This window comes from Sphingomonas alpina, from assembly GCF_014490665.1.
Classification (GTDB): Bacteria; Pseudomonadota; Alphaproteobacteria; order Sphingomonadales; family Sphingomonadaceae; genus Sphingomonas; species Sphingomonas alpina.
This window is the reverse complement of sequence record NZ_CP061038.1, coordinates 3,188,632-3,212,078: the sequence shown is the minus strand read 5'-3', so window position 1 is coordinate 3,212,078 and position 23,447 is coordinate 3,188,632. Positions and strand designations below refer to the sequence as shown.

General features: G+C 62.7%; 26 protein-coding genes. 17 read left to right on the top strand and 9 right to left on the bottom strand.

Features of this window, described 5'->3' with window-relative positions:
- The first annotated feature begins 3 nt into the window (after window positions 1-3).
- A complete protein-coding gene (locus H3Z74_RS14930; protein ID WP_187760398.1) occupies window positions 4-171 on the top strand; it encodes a YnbE family lipoprotein in 168 nt (55 codons plus the stop codon).
- A gap of 8 nt (window positions 172-179) precedes the next feature.
- A complete protein-coding gene (locus tag H3Z74_RS14925) occupies window positions 180-551 on the top strand; it encodes a YdbL family probable chaperone protein (RefSeq protein WP_187764344.1) in 372 nt (123 codons plus the stop codon).
- Window positions 552-815: 264 nt separating this feature from the next.
- On the opposite strand, the gene H3Z74_RS14920 is transcribed toward H3Z74_RS14925, so the two are convergent.
- The 4 genes from H3Z74_RS14920 to H3Z74_RS14910 form a co-directional block, all read right to left on the bottom strand.
- Window positions 816-3,230 (bottom strand): TonB-dependent receptor, encoded by a 2,415-nt coding sequence (locus H3Z74_RS14920; protein WP_229726603.1) that lies wholly within the window; start codon window positions 3,228-3,230, stop codon window positions 816-818.
- A 431-nt stretch (window positions 3,231-3,661) separates the two neighbouring features.
- Window positions 3,662-4,297 carry a hypothetical protein gene (locus H3Z74_RS14915; protein ID WP_187760397.1) on the bottom strand — a complete coding sequence of 212 codons (636 nt, stop codon included), beginning with the start codon at window positions 4,295-4,297 and terminating at the stop codon, window positions 3,662-3,664.
- 39 nt (window positions 4,298-4,336) lie between these two features.
- Window positions 4,337-4,471, bottom strand: coding sequence for a hypothetical protein (locus tag H3Z74_RS24645; protein ID WP_261300160.1), 135 nt, complete (start codon window positions 4,469-4,471; stop codon window positions 4,337-4,339).
- 113 nt (window positions 4,472-4,584) lie between these two features.
- On the bottom strand, window positions 4,585-5,142 hold the full coding sequence (locus tag H3Z74_RS14910) for a DUF5681 domain-containing protein (protein ID WP_187760396.1): 558 nt from the start codon (window positions 5,140-5,142) through the stop codon (window positions 4,585-4,587).
- 494 nt (window positions 5,143-5,636) lie between these two features.
- On the opposite strand from H3Z74_RS14910, the gene H3Z74_RS24435 reads away from it, so the two are divergent.
- The 6 genes from H3Z74_RS24435 (at window position 5,637) to H3Z74_RS14880 (ending at window position 8,495) form a co-directional block, all read left to right on the top strand.
- Window positions 5,637-5,927: an AtpZ/AtpI family protein gene (locus H3Z74_RS24435; RefSeq protein ID WP_229726602.1), complete on the top strand. Its 291-nt coding sequence runs from the start codon at window positions 5,637-5,639 to the stop codon at window positions 5,925-5,927.
- A complete protein-coding gene (locus H3Z74_RS14900; RefSeq protein WP_187760394.1) occupies window positions 5,924-6,706 on the top strand; it encodes a F0F1 ATP synthase subunit A in 783 nt (260 codons plus the stop codon). Before H3Z74_RS24435 ends, H3Z74_RS14900 begins: the two co-directional genes overlap by 4 nt.
- Window positions 6,707-6,769: 63 nt before the next feature.
- Window positions 6,770-6,982 carry a F0F1 ATP synthase subunit C gene (locus tag H3Z74_RS14895; protein ID WP_010164404.1) on the top strand — a complete coding sequence of 71 codons (213 nt, stop codon included), beginning with the start codon at window positions 6,770-6,772 and terminating at the stop codon, window positions 6,980-6,982.
- 15 nt (window positions 6,983-6,997) lie between these two features.
- On the top strand, window positions 6,998-7,492 hold the full coding sequence (locus H3Z74_RS14890; protein WP_187760393.1) for a F0F1 ATP synthase subunit B family protein: 495 nt from the start codon (window positions 6,998-7,000) through the stop codon (window positions 7,490-7,492).
- The gene (locus H3Z74_RS14885; RefSeq protein WP_187760392.1) at window positions 7,485-8,039 is read left to right on the top strand and encodes a F0F1 ATP synthase subunit B family protein; all 555 of its coding nucleotides are present in this window, start codon (window positions 7,485-7,487) and stop codon (window positions 8,037-8,039) included. Before H3Z74_RS14890 ends, H3Z74_RS14885 begins: the two co-directional genes overlap by 8 nt.
- Window positions 8,040-8,162: 123 nt before the next feature.
- On the top strand, window positions 8,163-8,495 hold the full coding sequence (locus H3Z74_RS14880; protein ID WP_187760391.1) for a hypothetical protein: 333 nt from the start codon (window positions 8,163-8,165) through the stop codon (window positions 8,493-8,495).
- A gap of 34 nt (window positions 8,496-8,529) precedes the next feature.
- Here the strand turns inward: H3Z74_RS14880 and H3Z74_RS14875 are convergent, their stop codons facing one another.
- Complete coding sequence (locus H3Z74_RS14875; RefSeq protein ID WP_229726601.1) at window positions 8,530-9,255, bottom strand: SDR family oxidoreductase; 726 nt, start codon at window positions 9,253-9,255, stop codon at window positions 8,530-8,532.
- 77 nt (window positions 9,256-9,332) lie between these two features.
- Between H3Z74_RS14875 and uvrC the strand changes: the two genes are divergently transcribed.
- From uvrC to H3Z74_RS14845, 6 genes are all read left to right on the top strand, one after another.
- Window positions 9,333-11,252: an excinuclease ABC subunit UvrC gene (gene uvrC, locus H3Z74_RS14870; RefSeq protein WP_187760390.1), complete on the top strand. Its 1,920-nt coding sequence runs from the start codon at window positions 9,333-9,335 to the stop codon at window positions 11,250-11,252.
- A gap of 68 nt (window positions 11,253-11,320) precedes the next feature.
- Window positions 11,321-14,116, top strand: coding sequence for a DUF3857 domain-containing protein (locus tag H3Z74_RS14865; protein WP_187760389.1), 2,796 nt, complete (start codon window positions 11,321-11,323; stop codon window positions 14,114-14,116).
- A gap of 66 nt (window positions 14,117-14,182) precedes the next feature.
- On the top strand, window positions 14,183-15,136 hold the full coding sequence (locus tag H3Z74_RS14860) for a polysaccharide deacetylase family protein (protein ID WP_187760388.1): 954 nt from the start codon (window positions 14,183-14,185) through the stop codon (window positions 15,134-15,136).
- Window positions 15,133-16,059, top strand: coding sequence for a GNAT family N-acetyltransferase (locus H3Z74_RS14855; RefSeq protein WP_187760387.1), 927 nt, complete (start codon window positions 15,133-15,135; stop codon window positions 16,057-16,059). The genes H3Z74_RS14860 and H3Z74_RS14855 overlap by 4 nt, the downstream gene beginning before the upstream one ends.
- Window positions 16,060-16,130: 71 nt before the next feature.
- Complete coding sequence (locus tag H3Z74_RS14850; protein WP_187760386.1) at window positions 16,131-16,820, top strand: DUF4336 domain-containing protein; 690 nt, start codon at window positions 16,131-16,133, stop codon at window positions 16,818-16,820.
- 80 nt (window positions 16,821-16,900) lie between these two features.
- Window positions 16,901-17,278, top strand: coding sequence for a VOC family protein (locus H3Z74_RS14845; protein ID WP_187760385.1), 378 nt, complete (start codon window positions 16,901-16,903; stop codon window positions 17,276-17,278).
- A gap of 245 nt (window positions 17,279-17,523) precedes the next feature.
- Here the strand turns inward: H3Z74_RS14845 and H3Z74_RS14840 are convergent, their stop codons facing one another.
- From H3Z74_RS14840 to H3Z74_RS14830, 3 genes are read right to left on the bottom strand one after another with little or no spacing between them, the layout of a single operon-like run.
- On the bottom strand, window positions 17,524-18,246 hold the full coding sequence (locus H3Z74_RS14840) for a LolA-like protein (protein ID WP_187760384.1): 723 nt from the start codon (window positions 18,244-18,246) through the stop codon (window positions 17,524-17,526).
- Window positions 18,246-18,875, bottom strand: a complete 630-nt coding sequence (locus H3Z74_RS14835; protein WP_187760383.1) for a hypothetical protein — start codon at window positions 18,873-18,875, stop codon at window positions 18,246-18,248. Before H3Z74_RS14835 ends, H3Z74_RS14840 begins: the two co-directional genes overlap by 1 nt.
- Window positions 18,872-19,141 (bottom strand): PadR family transcriptional regulator, encoded by a 270-nt coding sequence (locus H3Z74_RS14830; RefSeq protein WP_229726600.1) that lies wholly within the window; start codon window positions 19,139-19,141, stop codon window positions 18,872-18,874. Before H3Z74_RS14830 ends, H3Z74_RS14835 begins: the two co-directional genes overlap by 4 nt.
- A 140-nt stretch (window positions 19,142-19,281) precedes the next feature.
- On the opposite strand from H3Z74_RS14830, the gene recO reads away from it, so the two are divergent.
- From recO to H3Z74_RS14815, 3 genes are read left to right on the top strand one after another with little or no spacing between them, the layout of a single operon-like run.
- Window positions 19,282-19,908 (top strand): DNA repair protein RecO, encoded by a 627-nt coding sequence (gene recO / locus H3Z74_RS14825; RefSeq protein WP_187760381.1) that lies wholly within the window; start codon window positions 19,282-19,284, stop codon window positions 19,906-19,908.
- Window positions 19,909-19,956: 48 nt separating this feature from the next.
- On the top strand, window positions 19,957-21,006 hold the full coding sequence (gene leuB / locus H3Z74_RS14820) for a 3-isopropylmalate dehydrogenase (protein WP_187760380.1): 1,050 nt from the start codon (window positions 19,957-19,959) through the stop codon (window positions 21,004-21,006).
- Window positions 21,007-21,016: 10 nt separating this feature from the next.
- Window positions 21,017-22,117 carry a glycosyltransferase family 2 protein gene (locus H3Z74_RS14815; RefSeq protein ID WP_187760379.1) on the top strand — a complete coding sequence of 367 codons (1,101 nt, stop codon included), beginning with the start codon at window positions 21,017-21,019 and terminating at the stop codon, window positions 22,115-22,117.
- Between the two features lie 33 nt (window positions 22,118-22,150).
- Here H3Z74_RS14815 and H3Z74_RS14810 read toward each other — a convergent pair whose 3' ends face one another.
- Window positions 22,151-23,392, bottom strand: coding sequence for a glycosyltransferase family 39 protein (locus H3Z74_RS14810; RefSeq protein WP_187760378.1), 1,242 nt, complete (start codon window positions 23,390-23,392; stop codon window positions 22,151-22,153).
- Between the last annotated feature and the right edge of the window lie 55 nt (window positions 23,393-23,447).

Genomic DNA, 23,447 nt, shown 5'->3' with positions numbered 1-23,447 from the left:
ACGATGACCCTTGGGGTGGTGGCACTGTCCGGTCTGGCGGGATGCGTGAATGTCAGCGCGCCCGACAAGCCGATTGTGATCAACCTCAACATCAACGTGAAACAGGAGGTCGTGTACCGTCTCGATGGTGAGGCGAAAACGACCATCCAGGCCAATCCGGGAATTTTCTGATGAAGACGATGGACAAGATGATGATTGCGGCGGGCCTGGTGCTCGCTTCTGTTTCAAGCATGGCCCTGGCGCAGCGCGACCCGGCCTATCAGGCCGCGCGCGACGCCGGCCAGGTGGGCGAACAACCCGACGGCTATCTCGGCGTGGTCGGTGCGGGTACGCCGCAGCTGCGGGCGATGGTCTCCAACATCAACATTCAGCGCAAGGCGACCTATACCCAAAAGGCCGCGGCCGCGAACGTGACGGTGATCGACCAGGGCCTGACCTTTGGCTGCAACCTGATCACGCAGACCAAGCCGGGCGAGAAATATATGGCGCCCGACGGCAGCTGGAAGACGCGCACATCCGCGCCCCCGGAACGCGACCCGCGCTGCCCGTAAGGTGCGCCGTCAGTTGAGCGATAAGAAAGGGGCCGCGATGCGAATCGCGGCCCTTTTTGGTGTCGGCTGGAACAGATCCTGAGCTGGCCCACTCCCAGCGCAAACCAACGTCGCTCCAGAATTGGGCGGCTTCAGATATACCCTCCCACTGTCATCCCCGCGAAAGCGGGGATCCCGCTTTTTCTTCCGCGAGGCGTGACGCAAGGCAGCGGGATTCCCGCTTTCGCGGGAATGACGGCGGTGGGTTAATCAAAAGCCTTCCTGCTAGAACTTCGCGCTGATCGTCCCGAACCACTGGCGCGGTGCGAGCGGGAATTGATTGAACGTCCCCGATGCGGCGCCGATGCTCAGCGTCGACGCGGCCTTCTTGTCGGTGATGTTGGTGACGTTGAGGCTGATATTCAGCTCCTTCACGAACGCGCTGTCGCCAAGCGGAATCGCCGCGCCGAGCCGCCCCGAAAGCGTGAAATAGCTCGGGACCGACAGGTCGTTGGTATAGGTCGCATAACGCTTGCCGAGATAGTCGCCGACCAGCTGCACGTCGAAAATGCTGTAATTCGCGCTGGCGATGAATTTATAGACCCAGTCCGGTGATCCCGGCACCTTCTTGCCCGCGGTCGGCACCGTGGTGGTGCCGCTGACATAATTGTCCTGATATTTCGACACATTGTAGGACAGCGCATTGTAGAGTGAGAAATGCGATCCGACGCGCAGCGTGCCGGCGATATCCACCCCGTCGGTCTTCACGCCGCCGACATTGTTGATCAGCGGTGAGCCGCTGACGATCGAGGTGATCACCGGGGTCGGGCTGACCGACAGCAGCCGGTTGCTGAAATCGACATGATAATAGCTGATCTGGCCGTCAAAGCTGATCCCGCCGCCGAACGACTGTTGCGCACGAACACCGGCTTCATAGGTCCAGCTGGTTTCGGGCTTTGCCGTATCGCGGAAGATATCGAACGCTTTCTGGCTGCCCAAAGCGAAGGGCGACAGGCCGCTCGCCGCGCTGGTCTGGAACTGGCGGATATTCTTCTGCGCATTGGCGAACAGCTGGATATGGTCGCCGGCCTCCCACAACACGCCGAGCTGCGGCAGGAACCAGGTGTTGGTGCTGATCTCGCCATTGGGCAGCGCCGTCGATCCGGTGAAGGATCCCGGTATCGGCTGCACCTTCATCAACTGCCGCGCGCGCTGGAACGTGCTCTTGAAGCCGGCCTGGACGGTCAGTGTCGGGATTGGCTTCCAGCTGTCCTGGATATGCGTCTGGAGTTCATCGACGCGCACTTCGCTCCAATATTGCGTGATCAGCGGGGTCAGCGTGTCGTTCGGCCGCTGATAGGGCGTGGACGGATTGCTGACGTCCAGCGCGTACCAGCGGCGCTTGGCCGACGAGCTCTGACGCTCGTACCAGCCGCCGATCTCGATCTGGTGATTGCCCAGCTCGACCTGCACGCTCGACAACAGGCCGCCGCGGTCGATGCGATATTCCGTGGTCCGGGTCGCCAGGCCGGACCCGCCGAACAAATTGCTCAGGCGGGTGAGGTTTTCTGTTGTCGTCGGCAGGCCGGTCCCGGGAAAATAATAGGAGAAAAGCTGCGGCAGGCCGGCAACCTTGATCGGGCCGGCGACCACGCCGACGCCGTCGTCGTGATGGTAATAGACCTGGTTGGAGAAGGTCACCTTGTCGCTGATATGCCAGTCATATTTGGCATAGCCGAGCCAGTCGGTGCGCTGCGCGTCGCTGTAATAATTGCGATAATTGGGGTTTTTGTCATCGAACGTGACGGGCGAGAAATAGGGCAGCGCGGCCTGGAAATTGGGATAGAGGAACGGGCGCGCATACGGCGCGGTGGCGCGATTGGCGAGATTGATCACCGTCGCGTCCTCATTCGGCTCGATCTTGTCCGAATAGGCGGCATAGAGCGTCAGCTTGCCGGTCGAATCGTCATGCACGAACTTGGCGTCGGCCTGGTATCCGCCCTGCTTGCCGTTGAAATCCCATGCCTTCGCCTTGTGGCGCAGGCCGGAGATATAGAAGCTGTTGCCATTGCCGAATGTGCCGCTGTCGAGCCGGACATAAGTGCGCTGCGTGTCATAACTGCCCAGCGTCTGCGCGATCGTCGCACCCATTTCCGACTTGGGGTCGCTGGAGAAGGTGTCGATCGTGCCGCCGAGATTGCTGGTCGATGCAGTGCCGAGATCGCCGGCACCCGAAGCGAGCGTGACGCGGCCGACATCTTCCGAAATGATCGCGCGCTGCGGCGACAGGCCGTTATAATTGCCATAGGTCTGGTCGCCGAGCGGCACGCCGTCGAGCGTGTAGCCAAGCTGCTGCGCATTGAAGCCATGGATGAACAGCGAGATATTCTGCTCGTTATTGCCCCAGGGGTCAGCAGTCAGGAAGGTCACGCCGGGCAGTGTCTGGATTGCCTTGAGCGGGGAGACGCCGGGCAGGATTTTCTGGATGTCGGTGCCGGTGACCTGAGTCACCGACCGCGTGGTACGCGCGGTGACGATGATCGCATCGTCGGCCCCGTCCACGGGAGCATCCGTGGTAGCGTCGGCGGCCGGGGTCGCCGGGGCGGCAACCTCATCCTTGGCCAGGGCAGGGGAGGCCGCCGCCAGCGCCATCACTGCCGCGCCGCTCAGCCAGAAAACTCGTTTGTCGAAAAAGATCATTGCCGTCCCTGCCAATTATGTTGCGCCGCACAACGGCGACCGGCAGGCCTGTAGCGAGGTAAAAAAACGGCATGATTGCCGATTTATGAAGCTTCGGGGTCAGTTATTGTCGGGATTGATGACAGCGGGTGCTGCGGTACTGGCTGGGCATCAGGCAATAGCCCAGATCGTCATAGGCGACGCTCCGCCACCCTCGCATCCTTGAAGAACACCCGATCGCGCCGGTTACTGCGCTACGTCACATGGTGCGAATGCTGGGCCGGACGATACGGGCGAGTCTGGCCATTGGCTAAGGCTAGCGACGCACTACGCCGAGTAAAGGGGTTGTTGCACGTGTTACCGTAATTCAATTCGGTAATCCCGTAATCCGGGCTCTCGCCATCGCTGCCCGCCGTGATGTCCTGCTGGGGAGTGTAGGATGGCGCTTGGCGTCACGCGTTAAAAACAATACTTTCAAATTCTAACTCTAAAGCTTCTCCTTTACTTATATCGCATCCATTGGTGTAAGAAGAACTATCAATGAATTGGCAAATAAATTTAAACCACTGAGAGAATGAATAAAATTTTTCTGTAAATACCGATTCCGAAACTAATCTTATATCGCCATCTTTGCTTAACTCTATAAAATATGATTTTTCAAAAAAAGATACACAGGAAACTTTTAACCAAAAATCATCTACAACATCTAAATAACTTTTCACATTTATGCCGGATCTGTTTTTTAAAGAAATAGCGTTTTGATCATTGAGAAGAATACTTCTTTTTAAATTATCTCTAAGTCCGAATATTTGAAAAGTATTGTCGAATAAACTTGCTCCAGAATACGATCTCATAAATTCCAAATAATCTCGATGGATATAGAAGTTCCGTAAGGAATTTAAAGAAGATGATGATGATCCTCCATATAGAACATGAAGATATCCAAGGTTATTTTCTGCAATTTTGTGGATAAATTTATTATCACTTTCTGTGGTTACAATCTCACTTTCGTCGAATTTATTCATCATATGAGATAAATACTCGAACAAATGATCGTCGCTGTGCGGGGTTTGTGTCATAGTCGCCATATTCCCAGGTTTCTATTACGGTAACACGTGCAATAACCCCTAATTCTCCGGCACCGGCCCGCGCTTGCGCGGCGCGCGGGGCAGGGCGCTGCGGGCTTCCATGTCGGTGAGCCATTCCTTCGATCCGACCGGATGACCGAAGCTCTGCGCCTTGCGGAGCATGGCATAGCGCATTGCGCCGTCAAACACTGCGCCCAGGAACGTCGTTAACCACCGACCGCTCCAGTGCTGGCGCGATATCCGTGAAACGATCGCTCTTTCCCGCGATAAGTACGCATTGGCCAGCGCTACGCCTCATCCTCACTCTCCCCCGACATTGGTCGCACCACCGCCACCCCCGATACCCCGTCGATCAGGATATCGTCGTCGCTCGTCCATAACGGCACGTATCCGCGTTGCTCGGCGCAATAGCGCTCATTCACGCCGCCGCGTTCCAGCATATTGAACAGGGCGACCTGCGCGTCCTTCTGCTCCTGCTCGGCCAATCGCACGATCGCGGTCCAGCGCTGCTGCGCGAGCTGGTTGCCCCGCATCGCCGCTGCGGTCAGCGCCCGGAACACTGCCTGGTTCGCCGGCATCTCGATCTCGCCGTCCGCATCCTCCACCCGCACCATTCGATAGGCTTCCTCCAGGATCATCGCCCGGGTCGGCTGGTCCGCGCCGGGCAGGCGGTCGCCACGCGCGCCCGTCGCACGGCGACCGGGTGGCCGCCCGGCGGGGTTGCCGGATATGCCTTTGACAAAACGCCTTCCCGGCCCGTGCCTGCGCTCGCGCGTCTCTATCGCGGCCGGCGTTTCTCCGGCGGTGTCCTGCGCCTCGTTCGATTCAAGCGTCTGTTCGTTCATGGTACAGCCTCGCTGATGGATGATCCCAGACCCCCGAAAGCCGATTTCGCCGATCGGTTGAATCGATCGCTGGCTGTTCCGGCGCACCGGCTGGCTGTTCCGGCCCGATTGCTGGCTGTTATGCTGGCTGTTCCGTTCGCTGTTCGGTGGCTGTTATCGAATAACAGCCAGGGGGTATCAACATGCTGATTTATCGGCAGGAATCGAGGTTTGGCGGCGGCAATAACAGCCAGCAAAAAACATATTGCCGGATAACAGCGAATAACAGCCAGCATGACGGGCGACCGGAGTGTCCATGCCGGGTTTCGAATCGGGGCTCGCATGGTTTGTCGGGGCGGGTAGGGGCAGATCATCCCCGCCGTTCACACCGGTTGACTCAGGACCCCCCCTTTTCTAAACGGACGCCGCAACGGGGGCCCTGTGCAGCAGTTCTCCCAGGTTTCTCGTCGCCGTGCGCAAGCCCGGCGGCGTTTTCTTATCAGGATGCTTTCGCGTTGGTCGACGACCGCCAGACCGATGACCTCGATCTCCGCATCGCCAAGGCGCGTGCGGCGGAAGAGGCGCGTGCCGGTGATGTCGGCGTGGCGAAGCCGGCCAAGGGCTATGCGCAAGGGTCGCGCGTGCTGGCCGAGCTGATCGGCGCCCCGCTTGGCGGCGGCGTGCTCGGCTGGGCGCTGGACCAATGGTTCGGCACCAAGCCGTGGATCATGCTGATCCTGATCGCGCTGGCCATTGTCGTGGCCTTCCGTAACATCTTCCGTATTTCGAAGGAGCGCGCAGAGTGAGCGCCGGCAAAATCGATCCGATGGAACAGTTCCTGGTTGAGCCCGTGCTCGGCCGCCATATCGAACTGTTCGGGTACGACGTCTCGTTCACCAACTCGGCGCTGTTCATGGTCGTCGTGTTCGTGTTGCTCGCCGTCTTCATGTCGGGCGGGCTGAAGCGTCAGCTGATTCCCGGCCGCTGGCAGGTTGCCGCCGAAGGCGCGGTGAGCTTCATCGACAATATGGTGAAGGTGAATATCGGCTCGGGCGGCAAGAAGTTCGCGCCGTACATCTTCTCGCTGTTCTTCTTCATCCTGTTCGCCAATCTGGTCGGCGTGCTGCCGCTGGCGATCCTGCCCGGTCTGCACACCTTCGCGGTAACCAGCCATATCACTGTCACTGCGGTGCTGGCGTTCCTGTCGTTCGGCATCGTGCTGCTGGTCGGCCTGTGGAAGCATGGCCTGAAATTCTTCTCGCTGTTCGTACCGCACGGCACGCCGCTGTGGCTGATGTGGCTGATCCCCCCGGTCGAACTGCTGTCGTTCCTGGTGCGCCCGTTCAGCCTTGGGCTGCGACTGTTCGTCGCGATGACCGCCGGGCACATCCTGCTCGAAGTGTTCGGCAGCTTCGTCGTTCAGGGCCTCAACGCCGGTGGCGCGATGGGCCCGGTCGTCAGCTTGCTCAGCTTCGTGATGATCGTCGGCGTCAGCGCACTCGAATTGCTGGTCTGCGCGATTCAGGCCTATGTCTTCGCGCTGCTCACCTCGCTTTACCTTCATGACGCGGTGCATCTGCACTAAGTTCTGATTTTTCCACCACTTGAAGATTATTTTGGGAGTTTTGACATGACTGATCTTGGTGCAATGTACATCGGTGCCGGCCTCGCGGCGATCGGCGTTGGCCTGGCCGCGCTCGGCGTGGGCAACGTGTTCGGCTCGTTCCTCGAAGGCGCGCTGCGCAATCCTGGTGCGGCTGACGGTCAGCAGGGCCGCCTGTTCATCGGCTTCGCGGCATCCGAGCTGCTCGGCCTGATCGCGTTCGTCGTCGCGATCCTCATCCTCTTCGTCGTCAAGTAAGAGCGAGCGCCTCCAATGCCTCAGTTATCCCAGATCGGAGAGATCTACGCGTCGCAGCTGTTCTGGCTCGCGATCGTATTCGCCCTGATCTATTTCGGGATCGGCAAGGCGATGGTGCCCAAGATCGAGCGGACGATCGATGATCGTACCGCCCGCATCTCGGGCGACATCGCCGCGGCGGAGGCGGCGCGCGCGACCGCCCAGGCTTCGGAAACCGAGTATCAGACGGGTCTGGACTCGGCCCGCAGCCAGGCGTTCAAGGCGGTGACCGAGGCCAAGGCCCGGGCCACCGCCAATGCCGAGACGCAGGTCAAGGCCGGCGATGCGGAGATCAACGACCGTATCGCCGCCGCGACGTCACGGATCGACGGCGCCCGGCAGCAGGCGATGACCGACATCGAAACATCGACCGTCGATGCGGTGCAGGACATCGTCGCGAAGCTTTCGGGCGTCGCGGTCGATCGTGCCGCGATCGAAAAGCAGGTAAAGGTGGAACTGGCGCATGGCTGAGGCGCATCCCGTAGAGACCGTGGCGCAGACCGGCGTGGTCGAGCTGCATCACGAGCCGACCGCATTCGGCGTGGCCGCACCCGGCTATGTCGCGCTGTCGATGCTCGTCGTCATCGCGATCCTGCTGTGGAAGAAAGTCCCGGCGATGATCGCGGGGATGCTCGATGCGAAGATCGCGGCGATCCGCACCGATCTCGATGAAGCCGCGCGGCTTCGTGCCGAGGCCGAGGCGCAGCTCGCCGAAGCCAGGGCGCGCAATGCGGCGAGCGCCGGCGATGCCGCCGCGATCGTCGCCCATGCCGAAGCGGAGGCGAAGCTGCTGCTCGCCAAGGCCGAGAGCGATGCGCAGGAACTGGTCGCACGTCGCGGCAAGATGGCCGAGGACAAGATCTCCGCCGCCGAGCGCGCTGCGATCGGTGAAGTCCGCGCCAAGGCAGCCGATGCCGCCGCCAAGGCCGCTGCCGCGATCATCGCCGAGCGTCATGGCGCGACCGCCGACAAGGCGCTGGTCGATCGCACGATCGCTGGCCTGGGCCGCCTGAACTGACATTTCGTTGCACTCGCCTCCGCGGGACGGGTGCAATCATTACATTTCGAAATGCCACTAATCCGGCTAAAGGCCGGATCTGCGGCGATTCTGCGCCGCTTTCTTTTGAAAGAGGCATTCCCAATGAAGTCTGTCGTCCTCGGCGCCGTCCTCGCACTTGCTGCCGCCGCTCCCGTCGCAGCCCAGACCGCGCCCGCCGCGGCACCGACCACGCCGGCGGCGCCTGCCGCCGCTGCTGCTGCGACCAAGTTCAACCTCGACACGCCGATCGAGACGATCGCTGCCGATCCGGCCGGCAAGGCCGTACTCGATACGGATCTGCCGGGTGTCACCACCCATGCGATGTACGACAGCTTCAAGGGCATGTCGCTGAACCAGCTTCAGCCGATGTCCGGCGGCGCGATCCCGCCCGAAGCTTTGGTCAAGGTCGGCGCCGACCTCGCCGCGATCAAGTGAGTACAGGCTCCGCTGCTGGCGCCGTTGCGCGGCGTCAGTAGCGGAGCATGATCCGCCGCGCGATCGCCGGCGAGACGTTGTAGACCGCATTGAGCACTGCAGTCATGCCGACATTGGCCTGATCCCGGCTCTTCTCCATCGCCACGACGATCTGTCGTGCGCATTCCGGCGCGGGCATCTTGCTGTGGTGGTTGTCCTCGGTCATCCGCGTCTCGACCACTGGCGGCAGTACCTCGAGCACATGGATCTTGCTGTCCGCCAGCTGCGCGCGCAGCGCCCGGGTAAAGCTGTGCAACCCCGCCTTGGTCGCGCAATAGACCGGCGTCGTGGCGGCCGGCGCGATCGCCAGGCCTGACGTGACATTGACGATCATCGCCTCGGGCCGGGTGCGCAGCGCATCGAGCATGCCGGCGATCAGGCGGATCGGGGCATTGAGGTTGAGGAAGATCGACTGGTCGACCACGCCCATGTCGATCGGCGCGGCGACATCGAACGGCACGCCCATGCCGGCATTGTTGACCAGGATGTCGATCGGCCGGCCGGCGACCGCCGCGAGCAGTTCGGCGCAGCCCGCCTCACGACTGAGGTCGGCGACAAGCGCCTCGAACCCCTCCGCCTGCGCTGCCGCGATGCGTTCGGCATTGCGGCCGACGACGATGACGGTCGACCCCGCTGCCTTGAGCCGGCGGGCCAGCGCAAGGCCGATGCCGTCGGTTCCGCCAGTGACCAGGATCGTCTTTCCCGCAAGCTGCATCGTCATTCCCCTCTGCTGCTCGATATAGCCGTTGTTGCCTGCGCGCCGGAGTCCTAAATGAAACGACACCATATGAGACAATGATGTCGTCGCCCAACGCCCCCGATCGTTTCAACGAAGAGAAATCGACCTTCACCGTCCGCGGCAGCGATGCGCCCGATCTGGAAGCGGGCGTGGCGGCGATCCGCAACGTGCTGGCGACGTTGCCGACGCGGCCGGGCGTCTATCGCATGCAGGATGCGCGCGGCGACGTGCTCTATGTCGGCAAGGCGCGCGCGCTGAAGAACCGCGTGACCAACTATGTCCAGGTCGACCGCTTGCCCAAAAGGCTGCAGCGCATGGTCGCGCAGACCCGCTCGATGACCATCGTCACGACCAATAACGAGGCCGAGGCGCTGCTGCTCGAGGCGCAACTGATCAAGCGCTACCGCCCCGCCTACAACGTGCTGCTGCGCGACGACAAAAGCTTCCCCTTCATCCTGCTGCGCGCCGATCATGATTACCCGCGCATCCAGAAGCATCGCGGCGCGCGGCGCGCCAAGGGCAATTATTACGGCCCCTTCGCCAGTGCCGGCTCAGTCAACAACACGCTCAACGCATTGCAGAAGCTGTTCCTGCTGCGCTCCTGCACCGACGGCTTCTTCAAGAACCGCGACCGGCCCTGCCTGCTCTACCAGATCAAGCGCTGCTCGGCGCCGTGCGTCGGGCGGATCGACGCGGCCGGCTACGACGAGCTCGTCACTGACGCGAAGTCATTCCTCGCCGGCAAATCGACTCAGGTGCAGACCAAGCTCGGCGGCCAGATGCAGGCGGCGGCGGAAGCGATGGATTTCGAACTCGCCGCGATCCTGCGCGACCGGCTGCGCGCGCTGACCTTCATACAGGGCACCCAGGCGATCAACGCCGAAGGGCTGGGCGATGCCGATATCTTCGCGCTTGCCTGCAAGAACGGCGTGATGGGCATCCAGGCCTTCTTCATTCGCGGGGGGCAGAATTGGGGCCATCGCAGTTTCTTTCCCGCGCACACCAACGACGTGCCCGAGGATGAGGTACTGAGCAGCTTCCTGACGCAATTCTATGAGGAGGTGCCACCACCGCGCACGATCTTCGTCGATCGCGAGCTGAACGAGGCCGCACTGCTGGGCGAGGCATTGGGCGCCGCGGCCGGGTTCAAGGTGACGCTGTCGATGCCGCAACGCGGTACGCGCCGCCGGTTGCTCGATCAGGCCAAGCGCAATGCCGAGGAAGCGCTCGACCGGCGGCTTGCCGAGAGTACGACCCAGGCGAAACTGCTGCAGGAGGTTGCCGACCTGTTCGACCTGGGTGAGCCGCCCGACCGAATCGAAATCTACGACAACAGTCATATCCAGGGCACCAACGCGCTCGGCGCGATGGTCGTCGCCGGGCCGGAGGGGTTCCGCAAGGGCCAGTACCGCAAGTTCAACATCAAGAACCCCGACACCGAGCCGGGCGATGACTTTGCGATGATGCGCGAGGTATTCGGCCGCCGTTTCGCCCGCGCGCAGGCGGAAGATCCTGATCGTGACGCGGGTGACTGGCCCGATCTGGTGCTGATCGACGGCGGGCGCGGCCAGCTCAACGCGGTGAAGGGCGTGATGGAGGAACTGGGCATCGAGGATGTCTGTCTGGTCGGCGTATCCAAGGGGCCGGATCGCCATGCCGGGCGCGAGGTGTTCCATATGCTCGACGGGCGCGAGTTTCAGTTGCCGGTCAATGCGCCGGTGCTGTTCTATCTCCAGCGCCTGCGCGACGAGGCGCATCGCTTCGCGATTGGCGCACACCGTGCCAAGCGCGCCAAGGCGATCGGTGCGTCGCCACTCGACGAAGTGCCGGGCATCGGGCCGGCGCGCAAAAAGGCGCTGCTGATGCATTTTGGCACAGGCCGCGCGGTGCGCAATGCAAGCCTGCAGGATCTGCAACAGGCGCCGGGCGTGTCGTCGGCGGTCGCGCAACAGGTCTATGATTTCTATCATAGCCGATAACGATGATTCCCCGTTTGCCGATCGCGGGCACTCGATTAGAGTCCGGCGCTTCGTCCGGGGGTAAGATCATGTTGCGGCCTATTTTCTTCACGGCACTCATTGCGGCAGCGAGTGCTGCTCAGGCGAGCGACAAGCCGATTTATGCGCCCGCACCCGACTGGATCAAGCCGGCTCCGGCGATCGACACGGCATCGATCAAGGATGAATCGCCGGTCTTCCTTCTGCTCGACGGCCAGCAATTGCTGAAAGACGGTCAGATCACCAGCTATGTCGAAACCGCTGCGCGAGTCGCCTCGACCCAGATGCTTGATCAGATCGGCTCGATCAAACTGCCCTGGCAGCCGGACAAGGGCGATCTGATCATCCACAAGCTGGAGATCATCCGAGGCTCCGAGCATGTCGACCTGATTGCCGCCGGTCAGCGCTTCTCGGTACTGCAGCGTGAAGAGCAGCTCGAACAGCGCATGCTCAATGGTGTGCTCACCGCAACGCTGGCGGTCGAAGGGCTGCGGGTCGGCGATGTCCTCCATATGAGTATCTCGATCACGCAGAAGGATCCGACGCTCAAGGGTAATCTCCAGACGATCTCGCTGTTGCCCACGGATCCCTTCAGGATCCAGTTCGGGCGGACCCGGCTGATCTGGCCGAAGGATGCGCCGATGCACTGGCGGCTCAATGTGGCGGGCCTTCAGCCAGAGGTGACGACCATCGGCGGCTATCGCGAACTCAGTCTCGCGCTGCCGCTCGCCAAACAGCCGGAAATGCCGAGTGATTCGCCGACACGGTTCCGACGGCTCCCGATGCTGGAAGCGACCAGCTTTGGCGACTGGGCATCGATCTCGTCGATCATGGCGCCCCTCTATGCCACCGATGGCCTCATTGCCCCAGGCAGCCCGTTGGCGGGCGAGGTCGCCAAGATCATGGCGGCGGACTCGGATCCTCTAAAGCGTACCGCGTTGGCGCTGGCGCTGGTTCAAGACAAGATCCGCTATCTCTTCAAAGGTATGGATGGTGGCAATTACGTACCCCAGACGCCGACCCAGACCTGGTCGCTACGCTATGGCGACTGCAAGGCGAAGACGCTGTTGCTGCTCGCCATGCTGCATCAAATGGGAATCGAGGCCGAACCGGTGCTGGCGAGCAGCCAGCTCGGCGATGCCTTGCCGGATCGGCTGCCCAGCCCGGGCGCCTTCGATCACGTCTTTGTGCGGGCAACGGTCGCGGGCGAGACCCTGTGGCTCGACGGTACCGGTGCCGGGACGCAGTTCGCCGATATCCGCGACACGCCGGCGTTCCGCAATGTATTGCCTTTGCGTACGGCAGGCGCAGCACTGATGCCGTTGCCGATGCGACCGAGCGCACGGCCCGAAATGGCGGCCGAGGTCGAGCTGGACGAATCGGCAGGCGCGAATTTCCCGGCTCCTTTCAAAGCCGCGATGACCATGCGCGGCCCTCTCGCGCAGCTCATGAAAGCCGGCGCAGCCCAGGCCAGCAAGGATCAGCTGACCGAGATGGCGAAGAAAATGAGCGAGAACCTCGTCACTTCGCCCACCATCATCACCCGCCGACTGAGCTTCGACGATGCGGCCGGCACCGCGACGCTGCATGCCTCCGGCGTGGCCTATCCCGACTGGACGCGTGAGAATGAGCGCTATCGCATCGCGATCGACAGCGGCGTCTCCGATCTGAGCTTCGCGCCGGATCGCACCCGCACCGCCTGGCGCGATATCCCGGTCTCGACCGGGGACGCGCAACACACCGCCATTCGCACGCGGATCATCCTGCCCGATGGCGGCAAGGGCTATACGCTGGAAGGCAATATGACTTTGTCCGACACTCTGGCGGGCACCAAAGTGGATCGCACCGCAACGCTGGCCAATGGCGTGATCACGACCGACGCGAAGGTGATCGAGAGCGGCGGGGAAATCGCGGCCGCCGATATCGGGGCGGTGCGCCAGCGGCTTGCCCAGGCCAAGCAGCATCTGCTTCGCGTGGTAGCACCGGCCGATCTGCCGCCCGCGTGGCAGATCGTCGAAGCGGGCAAGCGCGCGAAGAAGTTCGACGCCATTCTCGCACTGTACAAACAGGCGATCAGCGATGGGCCGGGCAAGGCCGAGCCCTATACCAACCGCGCCTGGTTCTTCGAGAAGATTTACGAACCGCGCCAGGCGATCGATGACGTGACCCGTGCGATCGCCATCGAACCGAGCGTCGACAGTTATTTGTGGCGTGCGCGATTGCTCAGCGGGCTCGGCGATCGCGACAAGGCGCTCGCCGACCTGACCACGGCGCGCAAGATCGACCCGGCGTCGAGCAGTGCAGTGACTCAGCTCGCAACGCTTTACGCCGATCGCGGCAACAAGGATCAGGCGCTCAGCCTGCTGGACGAGCGTATCGGTGAGGGCGGCAAGGACAAGGCCGACTTCATGGCGACCAAGGCCGTGATATTGGGGGAGGCCGGCGACAAGGAAGCGGCAATCGAGACGATCGATGCGGCGATTGCGACAAGCCCGGGCAACCCCGGATTGCTCAACAGCCGGTGCTGGCTGAAAGGCACCCTCGACACGATGCTCGACACCGCGTTGAAGGACTGCACCAAGTCGATCGAGCTGAGCGATTCGCCGCAGGAACCGCTCGACAGCCGCGCCATGGTATATTTCCGGCTCAACCGGCTTGACGATGCGCTGGCCGATTTGAACGCGGCGCTCGACCTGGAGCCGGATCGGCCGGAAAGCATCTATATGCGTGGAATGGTGCGCAAGCGGATGGGCGATGCCAAGGCAAGTGACGTCGACCTGGCTGCAGCGCGGATGATCTCGCCGATCATCGATCAGACCTATGCGAAATATGGCATCAAGCCGTGAGATGATGGGTCGCCATGTCGTCGTCGTTGGGAGAATCTTCACCACGCGCCGTTAGCTATGGGCCGCATGACCAGCGTTTTCCTCACTGTCGATACCGAGCTTGCCTGGCGGCATCATGCCGCATCGCTCGATGTCGAAACGATCTTCAAGCGCTCGCTCGAGCCGGCCGGCGTAGGCCTTGCCTATCAGCTCGACCGGCTTGCCCGGCATGGGCTAAAGGCCTGCTTCTTCGTCGATCCGTTGCCCGCTCTGTTGTTCGGCCTCGAGCCGATGAAGCGGATCGTCGGCGCAGTGATCGATGCGGGGCAGGAGGTGCAGCTTCACCTCCATCCCAACTGGACCGGCGCGGCGGCAGGCGATGGTGGCAAGACGCATGGCCGTTTCGAGCTGATCGATTTTCCGCAAGCGCAGCAGCGCGACCTGATTTCCGGCGCCACCGAGTTGCTGGTCGCGGCTGGTGCGCCGCACCCGATCGCGTTCCGTGCGGGCAGCTATAGCGCGAACGATGACACGCTGCGGGCACTGGCGAGCCTCGGCTTTGCCTATGATAGCAGCCATAATGGCGCCGAGCATCCCTGGCCGAGCGCAATCGGCCTGCCCGTTCGCCAGATCGCGCCGGTGTCGCGTGAGGGGCTGATCGAAGTCCCGGTAACCTTGATCGAGGACCGCCCGGGCGCCTTGCGCAATTTCCAGATTTGCGCGCTATCGGCGGGCGAGATGGCCGCGGCGCTCGACCATGCCATGGCCGAGGCGCATGCCGCGCTGACCATCGTCAGCCATAGTTTCGAACTCGCCAATCGCGCCGGGACGCGCCCCAATGCCGTCCATGTCCGTCGCTTCGACGCGTTGTGTGCGATGCTTGACGACCGCCGCGGCGATCTGCCCACCGTCCATTTCGCGGATCGGCCGGCGCTGGCGCTCGACCATGCCGACGCACCGCTGGGCCCCAATTCACTGCGCACCAGCTGGCGCCGTGCCGAACAGCTCTGGTCCAACATGATCGAGGAGCGTGCCGCATGACCGCCGTGCCACTGCCGCTGCGCTTCCAGATTGGCGCGCGGACGCTGGCGTCGATCCAGCGCCGGATGGTGCGGGTGCCGATGACTCTCGACGATGTACTGGAGGGGCGGCTGCCGGCCCTGCCGCCGCTTGGTCGCGACGCGCATGGCTATCAGATCACCTCATTGCCCGAGGCGAGCCGAGGCGCGATGATGCAGGCGGGCGGCGGGATGATCGCGTTCGTACGGCAACGCTACACGCGCCATTATGCCGACCTGACGATCGGCCATGATGACTGGCTCGCAACCATGTCGCCGAACGCGCGCAGCGGGATGAAGCGCAAGGCGAAGAAGGTCGCGACCGTGTCCGGTGGCGCACTCGACGTCCGGCGCTTCCGGACACCCGACGAGATGGCCGTCTTTCATGATATCGCGCGGCGGATCTCGGCCCGTACCTATCAGGAGAAACTGCTCGGGTCGGGCTTGCCCGACGACGCGGCATTTCTTCGCCAGATGTACAGCATGGCGGCGGCGGACGCGGTGCGCGGCTGGTTGCTCTATGTCGCCGGCGAGCCCGCCGCCTATCTCTATTGCCCGGTGGTCAACGGCACGGTGCGGTACGAGTATGTCGGGCATGATCCGGCATTCAACGAGCTGTCGCCGGGCGGCGTACTGCATATGGAAGCGATGCGCGATCTCTATGCCGAGGGCGGGGCAGAGGGAAAGCTGAAGCACTTCGATTTCACCGAAGGCGAGGGGCAGCACAAGCGTCAGTTCGCCACCGGCGGCGTGGCATGCCTCGACCTGCTGCTGTTCCGTCCCAGCGTGGTGAACCGGCTGACGATCGTCGCGCTGGGCAGTTTCGATCGGACCACCGCGCTGGGCAAGACGGTGGTGCAAAAACTGGGGTTGGGCAATCTGGCAAAGAAGTTGCGGCGGGCGTAAAGCCGAACTGCCCTGATCGGCCTGGAAGTTCCAATGCGCCTTTCGGTCGGCGGGAGTGCGCGGGAAAGGAAATGCTGCAACCATTCGGTGACGAGATCTGGATTGCGGAAGGCCCCATCGCAACCGTGGCGGGCTTCCGATATCCGACGCGAATGGCCGTCATCCGACTGTCCGACGGCACGCTGTTCATCTGGTCGCCGGTCGCGCTTGCCGATGGGCTTCGTGCGGCGGTCGATGCGCTTGGGCCGGTTCGCCACATCGTCGCGCCCAACTCGCTGCATCATCTGTTCATCGGCGACTGGCAGGCGGCCTATCCCGATGCAAGGCTCTACGCCCCGCCGGGACTGCGCAACCAGCGCAAGGACATCGTTTTCGATGCCGATCTCGATGATGATCCCGCGCCGGAATGGTCGGGGGAAATCGATCAGGTGGCCGTTCGGGGCAATGCGATCACCACCGAAGTGGTTTTCTTCCACCGGAATAGCCGCACGGCGATCTTCACCGATCTGATCCAGCATTTCGAGCCGGGATGGTTCACCGGCTGGAGGGCATTGGTGGCGAGGCTCGATCTCATGACAGCGCCCGAGCCGGCGGTGCCGCGGAAATTCCGCGGTGCGTTCACCAACCGAAGCGCAGCGCGTGCTGCCCTTCGCCGGATCCTGGAGTGGCCGGTGGAAAAGGTGCTCATGGCCCATGCCGCCCCGATTGAAGCGGGCGGCCAGGCCTTCATCGCGCGTAGCTTTGCCTGGCTGTTGACCTAGTGTCCGGCGGACCGGGGTTACGGTCATCGTTCGGTTGAATTAGGCACAAGGTGCGAGCCCGCCAATTCTGGAGTTTCATCTTGATCAGTCATCTCTCCATCGGCGTTTCCGATTTGGCCCGGTCGATCCTGTTCTACGATGCCGCACTCCGGTGCCTCGGCAGCTCACGCGTCTTCACCGGCGATGAATCGGTCGGCTATGGCCCAAGGCCGGATACCGAGGGTCTGGCGCTGAAGCAGCGCTCAAAAGAGGCTATCGGCCTGGATCAGGGGTTTCATCTGGCCTTTGACGCCGATGATGAGGACGCGGTCGATCAATTTCATGTAGCCGCGCTCGCCCATGGCGGGACCGATGACGGCGCGCCGGGCCTGCGGCCCGACTATGGCGACCATTATTATGCAGCCTTTGTCATCGACCCTGACGGCCATCGCCTGGAGGCAGTGTATCAGCGAGGCTGAGGTGACTCCATGGGCTAAGGGGCTTGGCGCGGCCAAGTCGGATCTCACGCATCGGCGGCACAGGACGCAAAGGACGAGCGGGGAGATATGGGACACCGGAATGTCGCATATCCTTTCCATCGTCACCTCTGTGAGAGGATGGTATAATACTGTTATATCAAATGCTTAATCTAAAAATAGAAGGATCTTGCCGTTTGTCCGCACGGCAGGCATGGTGGCCGTTCCAGTGTCGCCGGGCTATCAGATCAACGCGGAAGCGGCGGATCGAAAATGGTGCTTTCAATCGGACCGCAGTGGAACGATGTCACGGTGCCTTTGTCGGCCACCGCGCCGTCCCGTCCCAGCACATTCAGTTTGAAGGCGATCGTGAAGTCGCCGACCTTGCGATAGTCGCCGGCCTCCACCGTGGTCGGGGACGCGCCGTGGCGGTCAACCACGCGCTGGATCAGGTGGGTGCGACTGTCGAACCAGGCCTCGAAGGGTCGACCTCCCTGGGGCGTGATCTCGATCACATGAAGCCTCTTGCCGGCCTCCCGTACTTCGCGAAGATATTTGAACCTGGCCGGGAAGCGATCGGGGAAGAAGAACCCGTTTATGCTGAGGTAGTTTGTGACGATGCCTTCGCGGAGGGACGCCGGGTCGGATCGGACATCAACCTTGCCATCACCGGCAGCCAGCCAACTTGCTTTCCCGTTGAATCCCATCGAGCGGCTGGTGTCGCCGCGCTCGCTGTCGATACGCATCCCATAGCCGAAGAGCCTGAATCTCGTCCGATAGGAGATTGCGCCATCTGCGTGCGTACCCTGTTCGAAGCACCCTTGCGGTTTATTCCATGCGGTGCCGCCCGTCGCGCGTTTGGACGCTGCGATGATCGCTTCGGCCTTCGATGTCGGCGTGCGAGCTTGGCTGACACCGGCAAGGCCGGAGAAGACGAGAAACGCAAGCATGGCCTTCACGGATCTCGCCATCATATCCTCCCCGAATATTTGTGCCGGCTCTGGGACCAGGCGAGCAGCGCCGGCAGCACCACCGCCTGCAGGATCAGAGCATGGAATTCCGACGGCACGCCATCGATGCTCCAGACGATCGACAGCTGGATCGCCACCGCAACGCTGGCGACAAGGAGCGCAGCGCACCATGCGATGAGGAACCGGTGAAACTGTGTGCGGCTTAGAAACCAGGCTGCAGCGAGATGCGTACAGCCAAGGATGATGAAACAGCCGATGACGATCGGGCGAGCCGCTTCATAGCTCGCCATCAGTGCGGGACTCGCTCCATGATGCAGCAGGGCCTCGCTCATCCCGTCGCGAGCACCCAGAAGGGCGCGGATGCCATGCGCGGCGCAGGCGAACTGAACGACGGCAAACAGGCTCGTGACGATGGCGATCGACCATAGGCCGGCGGTAAATCGGGTGTCGAAATCGCACATCCGTTCGTGCAGGGCGGCCAGCAGGCAGCCGCCGGCATAGGCCAGCGCCGCGCGGTCATCTTCCGCGTGCGCGAGCTCGGCGGTCATCGCGTCGGCCCACGGCTTTCGTGCGGCCGGGAGCATGTGGCCAGCGACCCGGCACAGCGTGAAAGCCAGGCGATGCGTCATGCAGGGGCGATCCCGTGTCTGGGCCGTGCCTCAGCAGCGGCATCGATGCTGGCGTGCGCGAAGGCGAGGCCTGCCCGGGTAAGGCGATAGGCATGCCGTGCCGGCGTACCCGGACGGTCGGACACATGCCATTCGGACTCAAGCAGCCCCTGATCCGCCAACCGCATCAGCACGGGATAGAGCGTGCCCGATTTTAAGCCGATGTCCTTTGTCAGGTCATAACCGTACCGCCAATCGGCCGGACGGGACAGCAGGGCTTGCAACACGGCAAGTGTCTGGCGGGAAGGTTTACGGTGTCGCATTGCATCATAACTCTACATATATAGAGAAAACCGTCAAGCATCTGCATGGCCGCCCATGAAAGCGATGGGGTGAAGTCGCGCGCATCCCCGGCTACACCCCATCCATGCATCTCCGCGCCGAAGCCCTGATCCTCGCCGTTCGCCAGCACGGCGAACATGGTGCGGTGGTGCGGGCGCTAACCGCGGAACATGGATTGCAGCCCGGCTATGTCCGTGGCGGCAAGTCGCGGCGCATTCGCCCGATCCTGCAGCCGGCCAATCTGGTCCTTGGTGAATGGCGGGCACGGACCGACGATCAGCTTGCCGGACTGACCGTCGAGCTGATCCACAGCCGCGCACCGCTTTATGCCGAGCCATTGCCCGCTGCCGCGCTCGAATGGGTGACGGTGCTGACCGCGACCGCGCTGCCCGAAGCGCAGCCCTATCCGCGCCTCTATGCCGCGCTCGATGGGGTGATCGGTGCGATCGAGGCAGCGCCTGCCGCGCGCGGCTGGGCGCTGGCGCTGGCGCGCTATGAGCTGCTGCTGCTGGCTGAGCTTGGTTATGGTCTCGAGCTTGACGATCTGCCCGCCATCCTGCGCAGCGGGGGAGAAGCGGGCTGGAGCGATATCCTTGCCGCGCTGCGCATCACCGGCGAGGCGCTGGAGGTGGATATCCTGACCGATCGTCGTGCCGACACGCTCGCTGCGCGAGCCCGGCTGGTGGAAAGGCTCAAAAGGGCGGTTGCGTGAGCGACCGGGGGCGGGCATTGCCGCGGCGCCAACCTAGCGGAAGACGCCATGCTCATTGCCTTGCTGCCCGGAGACGGGATCGGTCCCGAAGTCGTCGCCGAAGCGCGCCGCGTGCTCGAAGCGCTGGATCTCGATCTGAGCTTCGAAGAGGCACTGGTGGGCGGCGCGGCCTATCATGCAACCGGGCATCCGTTGCCGCCGGAAACACTGGCATTGGCGAAGCGCGCCGATGCGATTCTGTTCGGCGCGGTCGGCGATCCGACATGCGACACGCTGGAGCGGCCGCTGCGTCCCGAACAGGCGCTTCTCGCCCTGCGCAAGGAACTGGGGCTGTTCGCCAATCTACGGCCGGCAACGCTCTTCCCCGGCCTGGAGGACGCGTCCACGCTTCGCCCCGAAATTGCCGCAGAGATCGACATGGTGATCGTGCGCGAGCTGACCGGTGACGTGTATTTTGGCGAAAAGGCCCGGCATATCACCAGCGATGGCCGACGCGAGGGCTATGATCGGATGTCCTATGCCGAGGACGAGGTGCGGCGGATCGCGATCGTCGCGTTCGAGATGGCGAAGCGGCGCGAACGAATCCTGTGCTCGGTCGACAAGGCCAATGTGCTGGAAACGTCGCAATTGTGGCGCGATGTCGTCAATGAGGTCGCGGCCGACTACCCCGAAGTGACGCTGACCCATATGTATGTCGACAACGCGGCGATGCAGCTTGTACGGAATCCGGGCCAGTTCGACGTCATACTCACGGGCAATCTGTTCGGCGACATCCTGTCGGATCAAGCGAGCATGTGCGCCGGGTCGATCGGCATGCTGCCCTCGGCCTCCTTGCGGGCATGGAGCGGCGAAAACGGCATGTATGAACCCATTCACGGCTCGGCTCCGGACATTGCCGGGCAAGGCAAGGCCAACCCCTGTGCGACGATCCTGTCGGCCGCGATGCTGTTGCGGCATTCGCTGGACCAGGAGGCGGCAGCGCAGCGGATCGAGGCGGCGGTTTCCGCTGCACTGGTCGCCGGCGCGCGGACGCTCGACCTGGGCGGCACGCTGTCGACCCGGGCGATGGGCGACGCGGTGCTCGCGGCGCTGAATTGAAGGCCGGCGCGTGAAGGATCTGCTCGAACTGGCGGTCGTCATTCCGACCTTCAACGAGATCGGCAATGTGCCGACTCTGGTCGCGAAGCTCGACGCGGCGCTGCAGGGCCGCAACTGGGAAGCGATCTTCGTCGATGACGACAGTCCCGACGGCACGGCGCAGGCGGCGCGCGAGATCGCGCGGTTAGACCGGCGTGTGCGGGTGATCCAGCGGATCGGCCGGCGCGGCCTGTCCTCGGCCTGTATCGAGGGCATGTGCGCGACCGCGGCCCCGGTGGTCGCGGTGATCGACGGCGATCTGCAGCATGACGAAACCATCCTGCCCAAGATGCTCGATGCGCTGCAGGCGGACGAAGCGCTCGACGTGGTGATCGGGTCGCGCTTCGTCGATGGTGGCTGCACCGGCGACTGGGATCGTGACCGGGTGGCGAAATCGGCGTTCGCCACAAAGCTTTCGCGGCGAGTCCTGAAGGCCGATCTGAGCGACCCGATGAGCGGTTTCTTCATGATCCGCACCCAGATCGTGCGCGAACTGTCGCCGCATCTCAATGCGATCGGCTTCAAGATCCTGCTCGACCTGATGACCGGCAGCCCCAAGCCGCTCAAATTCCTCGAGCTTCCCTACACCTTCCGCGTGCGCACCGAAGGCGAGAGCAAGCTCGATCATGTCGTCGCAATGGAATATCTCATCGCCATCTACGACCGGATGTTCGGGCGCGTCGTTCCGGTGCGGTTCGCGATGTTCTCCGCCATCGGCGCGCTTGGCGCCGGTGTGCATTTCCTGTTCCTCGGCATATTGTTCAAGGAACTGGGCATGAGCTTCATCGGCGCGACGATCGTTGCGACGATCGCGGCAATGACGTTCAATTTCTTCCTCAACAACGCGCTGACCTATCGCGACAGCCGGCTGAAGGGAGCAAAGGAATTGTTCGACGGCTGGGTGACCTTCTGCATCGTCTGCTCGGTCGGCGCGGTCGCCAATGTCGGCGTCGCTGCGTTCCTTTACGATGCGCGGGCGGACACCTGGGCCTTTTCGGCGCTGTCGGGAATCCTGGTCAGCGCGGTGTGGAACTATGCGCTTTCGTCGAGATTTACCTGGGGGCGCTATTAACTTTCGTTCCTCCCCGGAACGGGGAGGAGCAGGTTAGGGCCAGCTCCGCAACCACATCCAGTGCAGGAATGCCTGGTCGTTGGGCAATGCCGCGGCCGAGATGATCGGGTAGAACATCACGAAGAGCAGCGTGACCAGTGCGAGATAGGCCCAGTCCCAATGGCGCCATTTGCCGCGTCGGTGATCGATCAGCGCGGCCAGTGCGATGCACAGGAAAATGCTCGGCAAGTAATAATAATAGAAGAAACCCAGTGATTTGGGGATGACCGCCCAGATCGCATAGGACCCGATCCACAAGCCGGCGATGCCGAGGAATTTGAGCGATCGCCGGCGGATGCCGATGACCAGACAAGCCGCGACGGCCACCAGTCCGCCCCACAGGATCGCCGGGTTGCCGAGCAACAGGATGCCGCGCACCGCGCCATCGACCTTTTCGTAGAGATACCAGATCGGCCGGATCATCAGCGGCCAGCTCCACCAGCTCGACTGATAGGGGTGAGACGGCAGGACCTGAGTCTGTTGCGCATACATGTGAAGCTGGAACGGGATCAGCTGGCCCAGCGTCAGCGGTTCCTGGGCATAGAAAAAGGCCGGCGCGAAGGTCAGGAAATAGGTCGCGATGCTCACCGTCCCGAGGATCAGCAGGGCAGGGATCGGGCGCAGCCCCGGCCAGGCCGCCGCATCGCGCCGGCGCATCACCAGAAAGGCGATCGCGGCATAGGCGACGAACGGCGCCGCAGTCCATTTGGTCGCGACCGCCAGGCCGAGCAGCACGCTGCCCAGCACCCAGCGGCGCATCACCTTGCCGGGCGGGCTGCGCATTGCGCGCAGCAGCGCGACGATCGCCAGGATGACGAACGCCGCCATGAAACCGTCGAGCATCCCGATCCGCGCCTGGATGAAGACGGTGAAGTTGAAGATCACGAACAGCGCGCCGAACATTGCCGTGCGGGTGCGGTGGAACAACATCCACAGGATCGCGAACACGCCGATCACGATCGCTGTCGCTGCGATCGTCGACATGATCCGCCAGCCCAGCGCATTGTCGCCGAACAATGTCATGCCTGTCGCGATCAGCGCCTTGCCGAGCAGCGGATGCTCGGTGTTGGTCGGATAGGCGAGCTTCATCAGCACGCGCGCGGCCGGGACATAATGCGTCTCGTCGAACACGACCTTCGTTGGGCGGGTCAGATTCAGCGTGAAGAGAAACTGTGCCGCCGCACCGATTCCGCTGGCGATCAGCGTCGGGCGGGGCGGGGTGGCGGCGGTCTGCATCGCGCATCGCTATCCCTTCTTCGCGACCGGCTTTCAAGGGACGCCGACACGCCTG